The sequence below is a fragment of the Nocardia sp. A7 genome, from assembly GCF_046549215.1.
Lineage (GTDB): Bacteria > Actinomycetota > Actinomycetes > Mycobacteriales > Mycobacteriaceae > Nocardia.
This window is the reverse complement of record NZ_JAJPWE010000001.1, coordinates 2,038,293-2,055,281: the sequence shown is the minus strand read 5'-3', so window position 1 is coordinate 2,055,281 and position 16,989 is coordinate 2,038,293. Positions and strand designations below refer to the sequence as shown.

15 protein-coding genes are annotated in these 16,989 nt (G+C 65.3%); 2 read left to right on the top strand and 13 right to left on the bottom strand.

Going from position 1 to position 16,989, the window contains the following annotated elements; translation table 11 throughout:
• Window positions 1-44 precede the first annotated feature (44 nt).
• The 11 genes from ACLJPD_RS09335 to rpsF all read right to left on the bottom strand — a co-directional run bounded on the left by ACLJPD_RS09335 (window position 45) and on the right by rpsF (window position 12,221).
• Complete coding sequence (locus ACLJPD_RS09335) at window positions 45-1,397, bottom strand: WS/DGAT/MGAT family O-acyltransferase (RefSeq protein WP_410871462.1); 1,353 nt, start codon at window positions 1,395-1,397, stop codon at window positions 45-47.
• Between the two features lie 237 nt (window positions 1,398-1,634).
• Entirely contained in the window at window positions 1,635-2,537 is a 903-nt protein-coding gene (locus tag ACLJPD_RS09330; RefSeq protein WP_410871461.1) for a hypothetical protein, read from the bottom strand.
• Between the two features lie 237 nt (window positions 2,538-2,774).
• The gene (locus ACLJPD_RS09325) at window positions 2,775-4,469 is read right to left on the bottom strand and encodes a cutinase family protein (RefSeq protein ID WP_410871459.1); all 1,695 of its coding nucleotides are present in this window, start codon (window positions 4,467-4,469) and stop codon (window positions 2,775-2,777) included.
• 142 nt (window positions 4,470-4,611) lie between these two features.
• A complete protein-coding gene (locus ACLJPD_RS09320; RefSeq protein WP_410871458.1) occupies window positions 4,612-5,772 on the bottom strand; it encodes a cation:proton antiporter in 1,161 nt (386 codons plus the stop codon).
• Window positions 5,769-6,146, bottom strand: a complete 378-nt coding sequence (locus tag ACLJPD_RS09315) for a hypothetical protein (protein ID WP_410871979.1) — start codon at window positions 6,144-6,146, stop codon at window positions 5,769-5,771. The genes ACLJPD_RS09320 and ACLJPD_RS09315 overlap by 4 nt, the downstream gene beginning before the upstream one ends.
• Before the next feature lie 84 nt (window positions 6,147-6,230).
• Window positions 6,231-6,764: a hypothetical protein gene (locus ACLJPD_RS09310; protein WP_410871457.1), complete on the bottom strand. Its 534-nt coding sequence runs from the start codon at window positions 6,762-6,764 to the stop codon at window positions 6,231-6,233.
• Window positions 6,765-6,839: 75 nt separating this feature from the next.
• Window positions 6,840-9,935: a replicative DNA helicase gene (locus ACLJPD_RS09305; protein WP_410871456.1), complete on the bottom strand. Its 3,096-nt coding sequence runs from the start codon at window positions 9,933-9,935 to the stop codon at window positions 6,840-6,842.
• Window positions 9,936-10,518: 583 nt separating this feature from the next.
• Entirely contained in the window at window positions 10,519-10,971 is a 453-nt protein-coding gene (gene rplI / locus ACLJPD_RS09300) for a 50S ribosomal protein L9 (protein WP_410871455.1), read from the bottom strand.
• Window positions 10,972-10,988: 17 nt separating this feature from the next.
• Window positions 10,989-11,240, bottom strand: coding sequence for a 30S ribosomal protein S18 (gene rpsR / locus ACLJPD_RS09295; RefSeq protein WP_056823934.1), 252 nt, complete (start codon window positions 11,238-11,240; stop codon window positions 10,989-10,991).
• Window positions 11,241-11,273: 33 nt separating this feature from the next.
• Window positions 11,274-11,846 carry a single-stranded DNA-binding protein gene (locus tag ACLJPD_RS09290; protein ID WP_410871453.1) on the bottom strand — a complete coding sequence of 191 codons (573 nt, stop codon included), beginning with the start codon at window positions 11,844-11,846 and terminating at the stop codon, window positions 11,274-11,276.
• An 87-nt stretch (window positions 11,847-11,933) separates the two neighbouring features.
• Window positions 11,934-12,221 carry a 30S ribosomal protein S6 gene (gene rpsF / locus ACLJPD_RS09285; RefSeq protein ID WP_056823926.1) on the bottom strand — a complete coding sequence of 96 codons (288 nt, stop codon included), beginning with the start codon at window positions 12,219-12,221 and terminating at the stop codon, window positions 11,934-11,936.
• 170 nt (window positions 12,222-12,391) lie between these two features.
• Here rpsF and ACLJPD_RS09280 point away from each other — a divergent pair, with 170 nt between their 5' ends.
• Window positions 12,392-13,768 carry a glycosyltransferase family 87 protein gene (locus tag ACLJPD_RS09280; protein ID WP_410871452.1) on the top strand — a complete coding sequence of 459 codons (1,377 nt, stop codon included), beginning with the start codon at window positions 12,392-12,394 and terminating at the stop codon, window positions 13,766-13,768.
• Window positions 13,769-13,829: 61 nt separating this feature from the next.
• Here the strand turns inward: ACLJPD_RS09280 and ACLJPD_RS09275 are convergent, their stop codons facing one another.
• Window positions 13,830-14,939, bottom strand: coding sequence for a DUF475 domain-containing protein (locus tag ACLJPD_RS09275; RefSeq protein WP_410871451.1), 1,110 nt, complete (start codon window positions 14,937-14,939; stop codon window positions 13,830-13,832).
• Between the two features lie 69 nt (window positions 14,940-15,008).
• Window positions 15,009-15,584, bottom strand: a complete 576-nt coding sequence (locus ACLJPD_RS09270; RefSeq protein WP_062990541.1) for a TerD family protein — start codon at window positions 15,582-15,584, stop codon at window positions 15,009-15,011.
• A 319-nt stretch (window positions 15,585-15,903) separates the two neighbouring features.
• On the opposite strand from ACLJPD_RS09270, the gene ACLJPD_RS09265 reads away from it, so the two are divergent.
• Window positions 15,904-16,989 (top strand): hypothetical protein, encoded by a 1,086-nt coding sequence (locus ACLJPD_RS09265; RefSeq protein ID WP_410871450.1) that lies wholly within the window; start codon window positions 15,904-15,906, stop codon window positions 16,987-16,989.

Genomic DNA, 16,989 nt, shown 5'->3' with positions numbered 1-16,989 from the left:
ACCGAACTGTAACACGTTCTAGTTTAGTCGAGAATCCCCAATTTCTACAGTGCGGCATCCTCCAGTGCGGCGAGGGAATCCTCGAGATGATCGAGAAGTCGGTGCAGGTCGGGCAGCGTGCGGCGGCAGCCGACCAGGCCGATATCGAGGTTGTCGCCACTGGAGGTGAGCGTGATGTTCACGGCCTGTCCGTCGAGCGGGATCGACAGCGGGTAGGTGGCATCAAGGCGCGAGCCGTTCCAGTACAGCGACTCCCGTGCACCCGGCACATTGGAGATGACGATATTGAACGGCGGCGTCGCCACCGAGGCGAACCCGGGCAGCAGCATCGCCGCCATCGGACTCAACATCACCCCGGCCATGGCGAGGGTCTGCGTCGGCGTGAGCGTGCGATACACCTCCTTGTTGCGGCGCGTCGAATCACTCACCACCCGAAGACGTTCCAGCGGATCGGCGACATCGGTGCCCAGATTGCACAGCAGCGCCGCGACCTTCACGCCCTGGGTGTCGACATCGTCTTCCTCGCGCAACGACATCGGCACCATCGCGATCATCGGCTTGTCCGGTAAGGCATTGCGTTCCAGCAGGTAGGCCCGCAGCGCGCCCGCCGACATCGCCAGCACCACATCGTTGACGGTGGCGCCGGTCGCCTTCTTCACCTGCTTCACCCGGTCCATCGACCAGGTGCGCACCGCACACTTGCGGGCACCACCGATCGGCACGTTGAACGGCGTGCGCGGCGCCTCGAACGGGAGGGTGAGCTGCTGCTGCAGCAGGCCGGTGCGGGCCGCCTTGAGCAGCGCGGTGGTCGACGAGCCCGCCGAGGTGACGGTGTCGATCAGCCCGCTGAGCCGGGACTTTCCGGGCCGCGCCGGGCCTACCTTGCGCGGCAGATTCCACGGCCGCACGATCTCGGTCGAGTACGGATCGGTGGTCAGCGTGCGGCGCATGATGTGCTGGGCCGAGACGCCGTCCACCAGGGCATGGTGCATCTTCGAATACAGCGCGAAGCGTCCGTCGGCCAAGCCCTCGACGAAGTGCAGCTCCCACATCGGGCGGTGCCGGTCCAGCAGGGCGCTGTGCAGGGTCGACGCGTGGTCGACCAGCTGGTCGAGATGGCCAGGTCCGGGCAGTGCGCTGCGCCGCACGTGATAGTCCAGGTCGACGTCGTCGTCCTGGGTCCACGCCATCTGCGGTGCGCCCAGCCAGGTGGCGGGCCGTTTACTGAAGGTGGGCCGAACGGTCTTGTCGGCCAACAAGGTTTCGCGGAACTCGCGCAGATATTCGGGCCCTGCGTCTTCGGGCGGTTCGAACAGCTGCAGTGAGCCGACGTGCATCGGGTGCTCACGAGATTCCGCGAGCAAGAACAGCGCATCCAACGGCGCGATGAAATCCATGACAGATCGCCCCCTGACGAGAGTGGTTTGTGCAAAAGTCTGTAGACAATCGACCACGCTGTCGGGTACGGCACCCCTGCGTGCCGTATTACCACGCTACCTGGCCGTACGGTGCCGCGTCACGAGAACGCCGAGACCATCACGAATTCTATGGTGTTCACCGAATGTTCAATCCACGGACCACCGACGAAAAGCGGGCCGCGGCAACAGCTGTCGCGACCCGGTCGTTTTCCCAGGTCAGACCTTGATGGTCTGTGCCTCGCGCGGATCGACGGCGCCGCGCGGATCGTCTTCCCGCACGGCCTCGTTCGGCTGCTGCGATTCGGCGGACTGCTGTAGCTCGGGGGACTGTTGTGGTTCGTCGGGCTGCGGTGGCTGCACCGTTTGCGCCGGCTCGGCCGACGGCTGTGGCTGGGCCGACTGCTCCGCTTCGGCGGGCACCGTCTCGGTGACTTCCTCGAATTCCGCGTCCTCGGTACCGGTTTCGGCGACCAGCGGCTGCGGCACCGGAACGGGCTCTACCCCCATGCCTTTCGAAGCGATCTCGATCCCCAGTTCGATTCGCGTCGTCTCGACCAGTGCCCGCTCCTGCTCTGCGGCATGGCGCATCGCCTTCTGCCACAGTGACGCCATCTCCTCCAGCTCCTCGACGGTGGCTTCCACGTCGATGTGCAGCTTCAGTCGCTGCATCGTGATGTGCTGGGCGGCGGTGAGGGTGCGCAGCAGGTCCTCGCACTTATTGGGAATCCGACGATGCGCCACCACCCGCAGGCGAGTCAGCATGCCGCCCGGGCGATCCCAGATGACCTTGTGGATCTGCGCGCTGAACCTGTCGATCTCGTCGGTGGTGACCATGTCCCACTCACCGCAGGTGGCCAGATCGGCGCGCACCGAGGCCGAGGTCTCCAGGATCGAGGCGACAGCGGCGAGCACCGCCTCGCGGCGCCACGCCTCGTGATCGCGCTGGTCACCCACCATGTTCGACAGCTCGACATTGCGCTGCGAGGCATCGAGAGCCTGCCTGCCGCGCTCGTCCGCGGCCGCGATTCCTGCACGGTGGGTTCGGTTGTTGGCGATGACGCCGACCAGAACTGCGCCGGCGACGGGGAGCGAGCCGAGGAGTGGTAGCCACTGAGTCACCCAGCGATCATTGCACCGGTACTCGAAACAGTCACCATGATCGGCGCGTTGGTATCGATGTCGCGTGTCAGCTCGGTGCCGGAACCCCGTGCAGGAAACCGACGAGAGGTGCCAGTTCCGGGATCTGTTCAGCGTCGGCGAGTGCCTTTTCGAGTCGATGGGCGCGGTTGTCCCCGGCAACGCGAAATCCCCGGCGCGGCAGCTGATGCTGCCCCACCGGGGATTTCGTGGTTGGTGCTAGTTGGCCGACGGGGTGGTTGTCGTGGTGGTCGTCGGCTCGACCGTGGTGGTCGGAGCGACGGTCGTGGTCGGTGCCACAGTTGTCGTCGGAGCGACCGTTGTCGTCGGGGCGGGTGCGACCGCCTGGTTGGTCGCCGGCTCCGGAGTGGTGGTCGGCGGCGTGGTTGTCGACGGTGTCGTGGTCGACGGGGTTGTCGTGGTGGAGCCGGCCTTGGACGTGGTGGTCGGCTTGGGAGTGGTTGTCGTGGACTTCGCCTTCGACGTGGTGCTCGGCGCCGTCGTAGTCGTCGCAGGCTTCGTCGGAGCTGCCAGCGCGGCAACGACCGAGTCATCGTCCGGCGCGGCCTTGGTGTCGACGGTCTCGCCCGCCTGCGCCTGCTTGGCCAGGCTGGTCAGCCAGGCCGCCGCGTACTCCGCGGAGGTCAGCGGCTTGCCGTTCGCGGCATCGGAGTCACGCCAGTAGTCGAAGTGGTGACCGGTGCCGTTCGGGCCGAGCGTGAGCTGGTACGGATCGTTCATGATCACCGGGATGGTGTTCTGGTTCGTCACGATCAGCCCGACGATCTCGTTGAAGATCTTCTGCGGCAGGTACGCCAGCGAGGAGACCTGCTCGGCGGCGATCGCGTCGGCCTTGACCGGTGTGGTGGCCTGGCCCGGCTTGTAGTCCGGGTCGGAGACCTTCAGCAGCACGTCGAGGAAGGTCTCGTCGCTGGCCATCCAGTTCGGGTTCGACCCGATATCGGCGAACGCGGCCATCGCCATCCGGCCCAGCGTGAAGGCCATGTCCTGGCCGAGCGCCGGGCTGATGCCCGCGATGCCGTTGCGCCCGATGTCGGCGCGCTCCAATTCGTCGATATTGATCTGGCGGCCCACATTCGCCGCCAGCTGCAGCAGCGAGATGTTCTCCGGCGCCGCGCAGGTGAGGTCGCCCTCGGAGCAGAACGAGGCGATCTTGCCGTTGAGAGCGCCGAAATCGTTGCCCGTGGTGATGCCCGCGCCCGAGATCGGCTTGCCGCCGTTCTGGTAGCTCTGGTCGAAGTTGTCCGGGCGGTTGGGGTCCTGCGCGCCGAGGAAGGTGCCGTCACCGGCCTTGCGACCGGGATCGGCGAACATCACCACGCCCAGTACGTCGTCCGGGTTCACGGTCGCGTACCCGTCGGCGGGGTCGTCGTTGCCGATGCCCTCGGCCACGCGACGCACCACATCGGCGCCCTCGCTGTAGCCGACGATGGAGAACTTGGTATCCGGGCAGGCCGCCGAGATCTCGCGCATCACCTGCTGGGTGTTCGCCACACCCGTGTTGACCGCGTCCTCATAGGTCCCCATATCGGCCGGGTAGGCGATGTACACCGCCGCGTACTCGCCCTCGGCGAGATCATCGCGCGGTGCGTTCACCACCGGATCCACCCACACACTGCTGTGGTCACCCGACAGCGCCGCGGGCAGCGGATTCCCGTTGGCATCGAGCAGCATCGCCGTCGTGCCTTCGACCGGGGTGTCGTTGCGCCCCGCGACCGAGATGGTCACCATCTCGCGGCACTCGGTCACCGAGGTCGTCAGGGTGTACGAGGGCGACTCGGGCTGTGACGTCACGGCGAAAGACGCGGCGACAATCGCCGCAACCCCCAACGCCGCAGGCGCGGCAACAGCCGAAGCAATGCGATGTTTCGCAAGAAACTCACGCAGATTCATATGTTGATCCCGTTCGAATGACCTACAGGTGGGCAGGCCCCCCGAAGGGCCGCATGTCACGAACAATGTCGTGACCACCAGCAAGATCGTTACTACCGCGAACAGGAATCTTCGCCCCCACTCCTGGGACCATGCGTTATCGCTATCGAGCGTCGGGTCGATCAGGCAGCTGAGCGGCGGGAGCTTTTGCCGCGAGTCGCCCAGCGGCCAGCGTCGCCACCGCGATGGTGCACAGCGTCGCCAACATGATCGCCGAGCCCTCACCGGGCACGAGCACCCCCAGCTGACTACCGACGGTCACCGCCGCGACCGGCACCCCGATCTGGGCCGCGGCCAGTGCGCCGTAGGCCACCGGCTGACCGAGCAGTCTCGCCACGCAGTGCACGCCCACCGCGCCGAAGCCGAGCGCCAGCCCGAGCAGGATGAACCGTGGATGTTCGCCGAGTTCCCGGAGATCGAGCCGGGCGCCGAGCCAGACGAAGAACAGCGGAGCGAGCAGCCCATCGCTGATCGCGAACACCTGCTTGGCCACCCGACGTGGCTCGCCGACCCCGGCCACCGCAAGTCCGGCCGCGAACCCGCCGAGCATGATCGAAACGTGCATCGAGCTGGCCACCCCGCATAGCGCGAACACCAGCACCAGGCTCACCCGCAGTTCGAGCGTGAACTTCCGCTCCTCGGACACCTCGTGTACCTGGCGCTGCGCACCTGTCTTCTGCAGGTAGCGCAGGAGTAGGAACATCAGGCCCGCGCAGAGCGCGACGACCACCGCGCCGATCGCCGCTCTGGCCGCGTTCGCCGGATCGATCACCAGCGGCAGCGCGACGATGCAGGCGGTGTCCGCGATGGCCACCTGCGCGGTGAGCGCGAGCACCGGTGGCCCGCTCAACCGCATCGAGTCGATCATCGGCAACGTCATCGCCGCGGACGACGACGCCATCAGCACCGCGTACACGGCCGCGTTCCCGAGATCGAACGCCTGCGCCACCGCCCACCCGGCCACCGCCGCGACCACCCCGACCAGCACGGCACGCGCCGCACCCCGCCCGAGCGCTGCGCGCACCCGCGGATCACGCACCGGCACATGGGTACCCGCGGCGAACATCACCAGCGCGAAACCCATATCGGCGAGGAACATGAAGATCGGATCGCTGGGGTCGAGGACACGAAAGCCGGTGGTGCCGAAGACGATTCCCGCGACGAGCTCGCCGAGCAGCACCGGCAGATACAGCTGTTTCGGCAAGGCGAGCAGCGGCCCGATCAACCCGAGCGCGACCACCAGCGCCAGGGTCGCGAACGTCATGGCATCGCGGCGATCTTGGCCGGAATCTCGACGTTCTCGTCGGCCCAGTACAGCGCGCACACGCGGTGATACCCGTCGGCGATCAGCATCGGCACGTTCGCGCGACAGTCGCCGCGCACCAACAGGATCGGCGAGAGTTTCCTGCCCTCGTTCACTTTGAGCAGGTCTTTGCGCACATGCGGGTTGTCCGGGGTGAGGGCCTCGAGCTGGGAGGCCCGCAGAATGTCCTTCGCCTTCTTCACCACCACCGGCGCGGCCCTGAGCTCGGCCACGATCGCGTCGACCACCGTCTTGTCGCCCAGCAGATCGAGATAATCGGCGGCAGCCGGATAGTCATGGTCTTCCGGCGCGGACTTCCACTTCACCTGCAGGATCTGGTCAGCCATCGACCCATCATCCGCCGCATCACCCCGGTATTCCGGGAGGTCGCTATGAGTGTCGGCCTGGTCAGCGAGCATTCACCAGAGGTCGACCCATTGCGGCCGCAACGCCAGATCGAACCCCGCAGCGCGTCCGCGCACCAACATCGGCAACTCGGCGCCTTCGGGAAATCGTTGCAACAACTCTTTCGCGGCGGACCGCCGGAACTCGGCCATCGCGTATTCCTTCTTCATCCAATATTCGACCCCGGTGCTCGGATGCGTGAACGTCACCTTCAGACGCACCCGATGAGTGGCGAATGGGTTGTTGGTCGAGTGCGTCACCCGATGCCCGGACTCGGTAACCGTCGCACGCACCGGCGTCGCGACCTTCCGCAGATACGCCCGCCGCCCCCACCACACGAACATCAGCACGAACGGCCAAGTGATCAGCACGAAAAGCAAACCACCCAGCAGGCCGAAGACATACCCCACGGATTCGTCGGACAAGGAGGGCGCCACGAAGGTAGCCGCTCGCAACGTCCACGAGACGTACAACGCGGCACCGATCACCGACACCGCCCAATACACGAACACCACCGGATTGAACAGCAGCCCCGGTCTTTTCCCCACCCTGATTTCCGATCTGTATCCGCTCCGGCCACCCAGCCGGACCCTCACCCGAGCGTATCGCCCAGAACGGACTTGTCAGCCGCGGGCCATATCCACGAACCGACTCAAATGCAGCTGGTGGGCGACGGTGATGGTCGCGGTCGGGCCGTTACGGTGTTTGCCGACGATGAGGTCGGCCTCGCCGCCGCGGGGGTCGTCGCGCTCGATCGCATCGGGTCGGTGCAACAGGATGACCATGTCGGCGTCCTGTTCAAGGGAGTTGTGCGCTGAAATTCCTTGTGCCACAAAATTATGGGTGCCTGGGACAGTGCCGTCGTAGACGTCTTGTTCACCGAGGCTGGTGATTTCGACGATCTTGTCCCAGAAGACGTCGTTGGTGGCGAGCATGTCGATGTCCGCGTCATCGAGCACCGCAGCGACACGGGCAAGGCGGGAGCGGCTGGGGGAGCGCTTCCACATGGTGCTGCCGCAGAATCGGGAACCCATGGCGGCGGAGAACTCTCGGTGCGTCATTTCCTTGTCGGTCAGCAGAGTTCGGACACGGTTCCAGACTTCGGCGGGGACGGTGTCGACGTTGGTGTTGCGGGCCATCGGGGCCAGCTCTGCGAGGGCGGCCTCGGCGGACTTGCCGCGGGCGCCGTGGACGCCGACGTCGCGCAGGAAGGTTGTCTGGTTCTCGCCACCGTCGATTGTCAGGTGGTAGCAGTCGCGGTAGTTGGCCTTACGGACGGTTTTGATGCGGCCGTGCACACCGAGACGCAATAGCAACTGGTTCACATCATCGACAAGGCGACGGCTGGTCGAGGCATAGTACACGCGTGCCTGACGGCCCTTCGCGTCCCAGCGCACGGACCCGTCGGTTGCCCATAGGTGACGTAGGAACAGTGCGATCTGATCGTTGGGCAGCGCGAAAATTGGCTCGGGGACGAACTTTTCGTAGCTGCGCAGGCCGAACAAGCCAAGGGTGTCCAACCAGGCGGCGATCGGGTTGCGCTTGCCGTGGGTAAGCCGGTACGGCGCGCGCAAGCGCAGCGTGGTGACGCGCGCGGCGGGGTACTCGTCGCGGACCGCGCTGATACCGAAGTGCTCGGCGGCGGTGGTGACGGCGGAGAGGTTCTCCTCGTCGACGCTCGCGTAGCGGATCGGCTGGCGTTTGACGCACGAGCCATCGCCGATCATGTGCGCGAGCATCACGATCTCTGCTTCGGGCAGTCGCGTGGTGTGCACGGGTTCCGGGACGAGTCGTGGTGTCGCCAGGCGGTCGCCGACAGCGAGCTTGTCGAGGGCGATCCAGCCGTCGACCGTCAGGAACGGGTGGTTACCGGTGGCTTCGACCTCGCGGCCGGAGGCGAGCTTCAGCTTGAAGACTTCCTTGTGTCCGCTCGGGAACACCTTCACCATCGGGCGGGCGACCATCCGCATCCGCTCGTCGAGCGACCATACTAGTGGTTGCTCACCACTCTCGATCAGCTCGCCCAAAGTGACCTCGGCACCGTTGTCAGCACGCAGGATCCGCGTCGACGCGGGCATGCAGCCCGATTCGCGAAGGTCGGAGACCATGGGCCGCTTGTCGGTTCGCTGTTCCGGGCCACGGTTCAGCTGTGAGATCGCGATCACGGGAACCTCGAGTTCTTTGGCGAGCAGCTTGAGGTGACGTGAGAATTCCGAAACTTCCTGCTGGCGTGATTCGACCTTCTTGCCCGAGCTCATCAGCTGGAGGTAATCCACCACAACGAGTTTCAGGTCGTGGCGCTGCTTGAGTCGTCGAGCCTTGGCGCGAATCTCCATCATCGTCAAGTTCGGCGAATCATCGACGAACAACGGCGCTTCACTGATCTCACTCATCCGGCGAGCCAACTTGGTCCAGTCGTCATCGCTCATGCGCCCGGAGCGCATATCACCGAGCTTGATCTTCGCCTCGGCCGACAACAGTCGCATGACGATCTCGGTGCGGCTCATTTCCAGCGAGAAGATGACGCTCGCCATGCCGTGTTTGATCGAGCAGCTCCGCATGAAATCCATGCCGAGGGTGGAGTTGTGCGTTGGCACCATGGTGCGACCGGCCAGGTACATGTGGTCGGCATTGTCTACCTCGACGCAGCGAACAAGCACTGGGTCGATCTTGCGCACGTCGACGATCTGACGGGCGGCTGAACGAGCCGACCTGGGCACCCTATGGGCGAAATTGTCGCGCGGGGTGCGCAGGCTGTGCGCGATCTCGCCGGTGGTGCGGACGACGGGATGCGGTGCCAGCGTGGGAGCGAGCGTGATCCACTGATGTTCTTCGTCGGCGGTGATGACGGTGCCGTCGGAGAATTCGACCTCGTAGCAAGGCCGGTCGGTCATCTCCTCGGTGGCTGCGAGCACCCTGGTCGGCCTGCCATCGGCCCCCAGCAGCTCGTCGCCGACACGAACCTCACCCATGGTGGTCCAACCGCGAGGTGTCGGCAGGGGAGTGTCGAGCGCCAGCGCCTTACCCACACCAGGGCGGGCGGCCACGATGATCATCTGACCTGGGTGAAGACCGTTGGTGAGTTCGTCGAGTTCGGTGAAACCGGTGGGGACGCCGAGGGAGATGCCGCCTCGGGAGGCGATGGAGTCGATTTCGTCCATGGTGGGCTGGAGGAGTTCTTCCAGCGGGGTGAAGTCCTCGGTGGTGCGGCGTTCGGTGACTTCGTAGATTTCGGCTTGGGCGCGGTCGACCACCTCGGCGACGTCCTGGCCGTCGGCGCCCGCGTAGCCGAACTGGACGATGCGGGTGCCCGCTTCAACGAGGCGGCGCAGGATGGCCTTCTCGGCGACGATCTCGGCGTAGAAGCCGGCGTTGGCCGCGGTGGGGACGGTCTGGGTGAGGGTGACCAGGTAGGGCGGGCCGCCGATGCGCTTGAGTTCGCCGCGGCGGTCGAGGCCAGCGGAGACGGTGACGGGGTCGGCGGGTTCGCCGCGGCTGTAGAGGTCGAGGATCGTGTCGTAGACGGCCTGGTGCGCGGGGCGGTAGAAGTCGCCGGGGCGCAGCACCTCGATCACGTCGGCGATGGCGTCCTTGCTCAGCAGCATGCCGCCGAGTACGGACTGCTCAGCGGCCATGTCGTGCGGGGGCTGACGGCCGAAGTCCTCGCCGGGGGGTTCAGGCGTGAACTCGGTTTGCGCGCGGTCACCGGTGGTTGTCACCAGGGGAGTCCTCTCTGCCCGCAGAACCGGGGTTTCACATCGATGCTCTCGTTGTACTCCCGGACACCGACACGGATGTCAGCAATCGGTTGCCTGCGTGATTCCAGAGGTCGCTCGCAGGGCGATGCGACGAACCTAGGCGACGTTTTCGGGACTCGCCAACCCGACATGTGCACACAACTGTGGATAACTTGGGGGTAGTTCACCCGTTGTTGTGCACCGCCTGTGGAAAACATGGGGAAAACCCAGGTCAGTGCGGTTAAACGCCCTGCTAGACCCGGCTTTATCAAACTTCTGCCCTGTGGATGAAAGAAGTTCCGGCGTGTCGGTCAAGGTGAACAGCCGGGCGTGTTGGGTAAACAGCGATGGTGCAGGCTATGACGGGAGTCACAAATCTGCCGGTCGGTTTTCGCAGTCATCCACAGGCTGAATAACCGGAGGTCAAACAGTTACCGACCGTGAGCCGCGTTACAGTGCGAGCGCCGACCGAAAAGTCGGCTATCGGTCAGTTATCGCAAAATGTGCCGAAAAAAGGCAAGCAGAAACCACCCCTGTGCACGCACAGGGGTGGTTTCCAGCGAACTCAGTTCGCAGCAACCTCGAGGTTGAACTTCGCAGCCACATCGGGGTGCAGGTGCACCACGATGCCGTGCTTACCGGTCGCCTTGATGTGCGACTTCGGCAGCTCGATGCTGCGCTTGTCGACCACGGGGCCACCGGCCGCCTTGATGGCCGAAGCCACGTCGGAGGTGGTGACCGAACCGAACAGCTTGCCGCTGCCTGCGGTCTTCACGGCCAGCGAGACCGCGGCGAGGCCCTCGATGGCCTGCTTCAGCTCGTTGGCGTGATCCAGGTCGCGCACCTTGCGGGCGTCCTGGGCGCGACGGATTCCGTCGACCTGCTTCTGGGCGCCACGGGTGGCCTGGATGGCCAGACCGCGGGGCAGCAGGAAGTTGCGGCCGTAGCCGTCCTTGACCTCGACAAGGTCGCCGGGGGCGCCGAGGTTGTCGACATCAGCGGTGAGGATGAGCTTCATCTGTGTGACTCCCTTTCTCAGCGAGCGGTCGACACGTAAGGAAGCAGAGCCACCTCACGCGAGTTCTTGACGGCGACAGCGATGTCACGCTGGTGCTGCACGCAGTTGCCGGTGACGCGGCGAGCGCGGATCTTGCCGCGATCGCTGACGTACTTACGCAGCAGCGTGGTGTCCTTGTAATCGATATTGACGATTCCGGACTTTGCTTCCTTGCAGAAAGCACAGGCCTTCTTCTTCAGTACCTTTTCGCGCGCGGGCGCTTTAGGCATGGTTTTTCTCTCCGTACTATGAGTGCCGTTCGATCAGAACGGCGGTTCGTCATCCATGCGGCCGCCGCCCCCGAAGGAGCCGGCCGCGGGCGCGCTACCCCACGGATCGTCGTCGCCACCGGCATTGCTGCCAGCGGCCGGACGTCCGCCGCCATTGTTGGCGTTGTAGCCGCCTGCGCTAGATCCACCACCGGCATTGCCGGAACCACCACTGAAGCCGCCACCGCCACCTCCGCCACCGCGACCGGCCTTGGAGACCTTCGCAGTCGCGTAACGCAGCGAGGGACCGACCTCGTCGACCTCGAGCTCGACCACAGTGCGCTTCTCACCCTCGCGGGTTTCGTAGGAGCGCTGCTTGAGCCGACCGCTCACGATGACGCGAGCGCCTCGGGTCAGACTCTCGGCGACGTTCTCGGCTGCCTCACGCCAGATGTTGCAGCGCAGGAACAGTGCCTCGCCGTCTTTCCATTCGTTCGAATTGCGATCGAACACACGGGGAGTGGACGCGACGGTGAAATTTGCCACCGCTGCGCCTGCGGGCGTGAAACGAAGCTCCGGGTCTGCCGTCAAATTTCCGATGACGGTAATGACCGTGTCGCCTGCCATGGGGTTCCTCCTGCTCGGGTGCAGTCCGCAATCTCGGGATTTGCGCTCGAGCCTAAAGCCAGGCTCCGACAAATTCGAGGGTGTGGACTACTTGTCGTTGCGCAGAACCTTGGTGCGCAGCACCGTCTCGTTCAGGCCCAGCTGGCGGTCGAGTTCGCTCACGGTGGCCGGGGTCGCGGTCAGGTTGACGATCGCGTAAATGCCTTCGGCCTGCTTGGCGATTTCGTAGGCGAGCCGGCGGCGGCCCCAGATGTCGACCTTGTCGACGTTGCCGCCCTCGGTCTTGACGACCGTGAGCAGAGTATCCAGGGACTGCCCGACGATGCGCTCGTCCAGGCTCGGGTCGAGGATGACCATTACTTCATATTGACGCACGGACCAATCACCTCCTGTGGACTAGGAAACGGCCATGGACTTTCCATGGCAGGAGGGTTCGTTGCGTCAGCAACCCGCCCAGGCTACATGAGCGGGCGGTGACCAGCGAAATCGATCCCGGCCGAAGGGGAGAATCGGCGATCGCGGAACCGCCGCTTAATGTGGTCGTCATGACCACCGTCGGCCCGCGACAGCGCGCAGTACAACGCGGCGCGACGCGAGCCGCGGCCATGAGCATCCTGGTGATGGTGCTGTGCGGACTCACCCTCGCGCTGGCCTACGCCAACAAGGCCAGGTGCGCGGGCGGCGCGATCGATGGGTCCGGCCGCAGCCTGGTGTTCGAGGAACGCAAGGACTCACAGGTCTGCTACTCCGACATCCAATTCCTGTGGCTCGGCCGTGATATCGACAACCACGTCTTCCCGTACGTGGACGGCGCCATCACCGCCGACGGCGCGCTGACCGGTGGCGCGGTGGAATACCCGGTGCTCAGCGGCGTACTGATGTGGGCAGGCGCCATCGGGGTGGACAACGACGCCGACTTCCTGTGGCAGTCGGCGCTGCTGCTGGCACCGTTCGCCCTGCTCACCGCCTGGATGCTGGCCAGAATCGCGGGCCCGGCGGCGTTGCTGTGGGCGATCGGTCCGCCGCTGGTGTTCTACGCCTTCCACAACTGGGAACTGCCGGTGGTGTGTACGGCGGTGGCGGCGGTCTATGTGATGACGATGCTGACCGGCCTGTCCGTGCGGACCCGGGGAATCATCGCCGCGGTGCTGCTCGCACTGGGTTTCTGTCTCAAGCTCTATCCCGGAATCTTCGTGCTCCCACTCGCGATCTACGTGCTCACCGAGGGCGCTGTGCGCGACCGGCGCCGGATCGGCGAACTCGATGTCGCGGGTGCCGCGCAGACCCTGCTCGCCGCGATGGGCACGGTCGCGGCGGTGAATCTGCCGTTCGTGTTGGCCGGGGTCGAGGGTTGGCGTGCCTCGATCACCTTCCAGCAGCTGCGCCAGGCCGACATCACCACCAACTCGATCTGGTACTGGGGTCACCAGCTGATCTTCGGCCGCGCGTCGGGAACATCGCAGACCTGGCACGACGCGGTCGCGATCATCTCGCCCGCCTTGATCTTCGGCGGGTTCGCGCTGGCCATGTGGCTGGGCTGGCGGCGCTGGACCCCGAGTTCGGCGTACCCGTGGGTGGGCGTGAGCGCGGCGATGCTGGCCGCTTTCCTGCTTTTCCACAAGGTGCATTCACCCCAGTACACCCTGTGGATAATTCCGTTCCTGGTGTTGCTGGAGGTGCCGTGGACGCTGGTCGCGGCGTATCTGGTGGCCGACGCGGCGGTGGGCGTCGGGGTGTTCCGGTACTTCGCCGCCCTTGGCGAGGGTGCTGGCGTGGACCTTACGGAAGGGATCGTCCAGTTCGGCGTGTGGTTGCGCACCGTCCTGTTGATCACCCTGTTCTTCGTCTTCCTGCGCGCGCGAATGCGCGGTCCGCGGGTCGAACCGGCCACAGCGCTCGGCCGTCAACTGCAACCCGCGTAAACGACAGCGGCGGCGAATCCCGAAAGGGGACTCGCCGCCGCTGCGACTGTTCGGCCGTGGATCAGCTGACCGGAGTGGTTTCCTTGGCGTCCGCCACAGCGTCGGGCTCGGCCTTGCGGTTACGCAAGACGCTGGAGATGAGCGCCGCGCCGATGAACGCCACGCCGACCAGACCCGTGATGAGCTCGTTGACGTGCACGCCGATCGAAACCAGCAGGATCGTCGCCAGCGCACCGATCGCCCAGTGCGCGCCGTGCTCGAGGTACACGTAGTCCGACAGCGTGCCCTGGCGAACCAGGTACACCGTGATGGACCGGACGAACATCGCACCGATCAGGCCGAGGCCCAGCGCGATGATGATCGGGTCGGAGGTGATGGCGAACGCGCCGATGACACCGTCGAAGGAGAACGACGCGTCGAGCACCTCCAGGTACAGGAACAGGAAGAACGCGGCCTTACCGGTCGCCTTGACCAGCGTGGACGGGCCGCCCTGCGGTCCTTCCTCGAATTCCTCGGTATGGAACATCGAGCCGAGTCCGTCGACCAGGATGTAGACGATCATGCCGAGCAGACCGGCGACCAGCACGGTCGAACGATCGTCGTCCTTGGCCAGGAACTCGGCGACCAGCACCAGACCGGTACCGGCGACGACCACCGACAGCATGTCGAGCTTGCCCGCCTTGGCCAGTGGCTTCTCGAGCCAGCTCAGCCAGGTGATGTCACGCTCTGCGAAGATGAAGTTCAGGAACAGCAGCGCCAGGAACATGCCACCGAACGCCGCGATCTGCGGGTGCGCGTCGGTGAGCAGGGTCTCGTAGCTCGGGCTGCCGTCGGGGAAGGTGGCGGCGTCGTTGTCCGGCGGATTGAGTGCCAGGTCGAAGGCTTCGACCGGGTTCAGTCCGGCGGTGACCCACACGATGGCCAGCGGAAACACCAGTCGCATACCGAACACGGCGATCAGTACGCCGATGGTCAGGAAGATCTTCTGCCAGAACTCGCTCATCCGTTCCAGGACGGTGGCGTTGATGACAGCGTTGTCGAATGACAGCGACACCTCGAGAATGCCGAGGATCGCGCACAGTGCGAGTGCGGTCAGGCCACCGTAGAGGTAGGCCACGACCAATGAGGCCACCGTGAGGGCGATGGACAGGCCGAAGATGCGCGTTATCACGCGGAGGGACCTTTCTGTTTCGCACAAACAGGGGGCTCGATGATCCGAGCCCCCTGTTCGCGATGATGACTAGACGTTGACGCCGTAGTCGCGAGCGATACCGGACAGGCCGGAGGCGTAGCCCTGACCGACAGCACGGAACTTCCATTCTGCACCGTTGCGGTACAGCTCGCCGAAGACCATGGCGGTCTCGGTCGAGGCGTCCTCGGACAGGTCGTAACGGGCGAGTTCGGTGCCGTTGGCCTTGTTGACCACGCGGATGTAGGCGTTGCGTACCTGACCGAACGACTGCGAGCGAGTCTCGGCATCGTAGATCGATACCGGGAAGAAGATGCTCTCGATGGTCGGCGGGGTGTTGGCGAGGTCGACGTCGATGACCTCGTCGTCGCCTTCGCCCTCACCCGTGGTGTTGTCGCCCTTGTGCTCGATGGCGCCCTCGGGGGACTTCAGGTTGTTGAAGAAGACGAAGTGCTTGTCGGAGACGACCTTCTTGTCGGCGCCGGTCGCGATGGCGCTCGCGTCGAGGTCGAAGTCAGTGCCGGTGGTAGTGCGCACGTCCCAGCCGAGGCCGACCGAGACCGCGGTCAAGCCCGGAGCCTCTTTGCTCAGCGAAACGTTGCCGCCCTTGGACAGACTGACACCCATGCGGGAATCCCTTCGGTTAGTCCGGTGTGTCGTTTCCCAGCATGTCCGAATCGCCGGGTACCGCTACGACAGTAATAGGTTTCCCGGATCTTGCGTAGGAACTGCCTGCAGCCCAGGTTAACGGGGGGAATCTCCTACCATCGAGGCAGTGAGTGGGCGGACCCCATGCATGGTTCGGAAAGGGGACGTGCAGGTGACACCTCGCAGACGCGGATGGTTCAGGTCGGGGGCGGATCATGAGTGGATCAGCGGGGCGCGGGCCGCGACGTCGACCGCCTTCCTGGATATGGATCGCAGGCAGTCGGCAGCGGAGGCGGGTGTGTTGGCGAGTGAGCAGGTCTTTCCCGACCGCCGGATCGGTGCGGTCTGGGAGCCGGTGCGGGCGCGGTGCTACGCCGCGGCGGGCGCGTATCTGAGCTTCACCGATGAGCTGGACGCCGCCGAGGCCGCGGGGACCCCGATCGCCGACGGTCCGGCCAGGGCCGACCTGCTGGTCCGTCAGCTGAACGACGCCGCACGTGGGGTCGACGATTTCTACAACGCGCATCGCAACGGCCTCGCCGAAGCCGCGACCGTGCGGGCGTCGGTGCCGCAGCTGCTGACCCACGTGCGGGCCGAAGCCGAGCAGGTGCTCACCGCCGCCGCGTCGTCCGGCTTCACGAAATACCCCTCTGTCGAGGGTGGTGTAAGGAGGCTGAATGAGGCTCTGCTCACAGCCTCCTCGGCCGATCCCGGCACGGCGGTCGCGGGGGCCCGCGAGGCCGCGGCGCAGGTGCAACAGGCGACCGCGGAACTGTCGAATGCGTTGGCGCAGGCACCTTCTCGTGCCTCGGCCGCGGCGAACGCGATCGCGTCGGTGACCACCCGGTTGGCCGCCGTCCGCAATCGCGCCGGGGCACTGGGGACAGCCTATTCCGCGTTGTTGCGAGAGTTCAGTGCTGCGAGTTCGGCGGACTTGACCAACAATGAGCGGGAAAGCCGTCGTGGCATGGACGCCGCCGACGAGGCGCTGGTCGGCGCGCGCGTCGCGGCAGCAGATCGTGATCCGGAGACCGCCCTTGATTTGACCGCCACCGCACGCGAGTACCTCGCCGAGGCCGAGCAGTTGGTCGACGCCGTCACCCGGCGCCTCGAATTGTTACGAGAGGTACGTAGCGACCCCGAAGTTCAGGCGCGCACCGTACGATTCCGGCTGCGGGACGCGCAGATGCTCGCGGTCGACCGAGGTCTGGTCGCCGAGTGGGGTTCGGTTCTCGATGCACAAGCCGAACGCCTCGACCGCATCACCGCTGGACTGACTGGTCGCCATCCAGACTACTGGGCGTATGTTACCGAGCTGGGTACCGTCGCAGAGTTCATCGCGGGTGTGGTCGAGCGGATCCGAAAACACATTGCCGAAAAGTAG

Bases quoted from the DNA above. Each gene is read 5' to 3' on its own strand.
- ACLJPD_RS09335 (WP_410871462.1), bottom strand. From the start codon at position 1,397: ATGGATTTCATCGCGCCGTTGGATGCGCTGTTCTTGCTCGCGGAATCT.
- ACLJPD_RS09325 (WP_410871459.1), bottom strand. From the start codon at position 4,469: ATGAATCTGCGTGAGTTTCTTGCGAAACATCGCATTGCTTCGGCTGTT.
- ACLJPD_RS09320 (WP_410871458.1), bottom strand. From the start codon at position 5,772: ATGACGTTCGCGACCCTGGCGCTGGTGGTCGCGCTCGGGTTGATCGGG.
- rplI (WP_410871455.1), bottom strand. From the start codon at position 10,971: ATGAAGCTCATCCTCACCGCTGATGTCGACAACCTCGGCGCCCCCGGC.
- rpsR (WP_056823934.1), bottom strand. From the start codon at position 11,240: ATGCCTAAAGCGCCCGCGCGCGAAAAGGTACTGAAGAAGAAGGCCTGT.
- ACLJPD_RS09290 (WP_410871453.1), bottom strand. From the start codon at position 11,846: ATGGCAGGCGACACGGTCATTACCGTCATCGGAAATTTGACGGCAGAC.
- ACLJPD_RS09280 (WP_410871452.1), top strand. From the start codon at position 12,392: ATGACCACCGTCGGCCCGCGACAGCGCGCAGTACAACGCGGCGCGACG.
- ACLJPD_RS09270 (WP_062990541.1), bottom strand. From the start codon at position 15,584: ATGGGTGTCAGTCTGTCCAAGGGCGGCAACGTTTCGCTGAGCAAAGAG.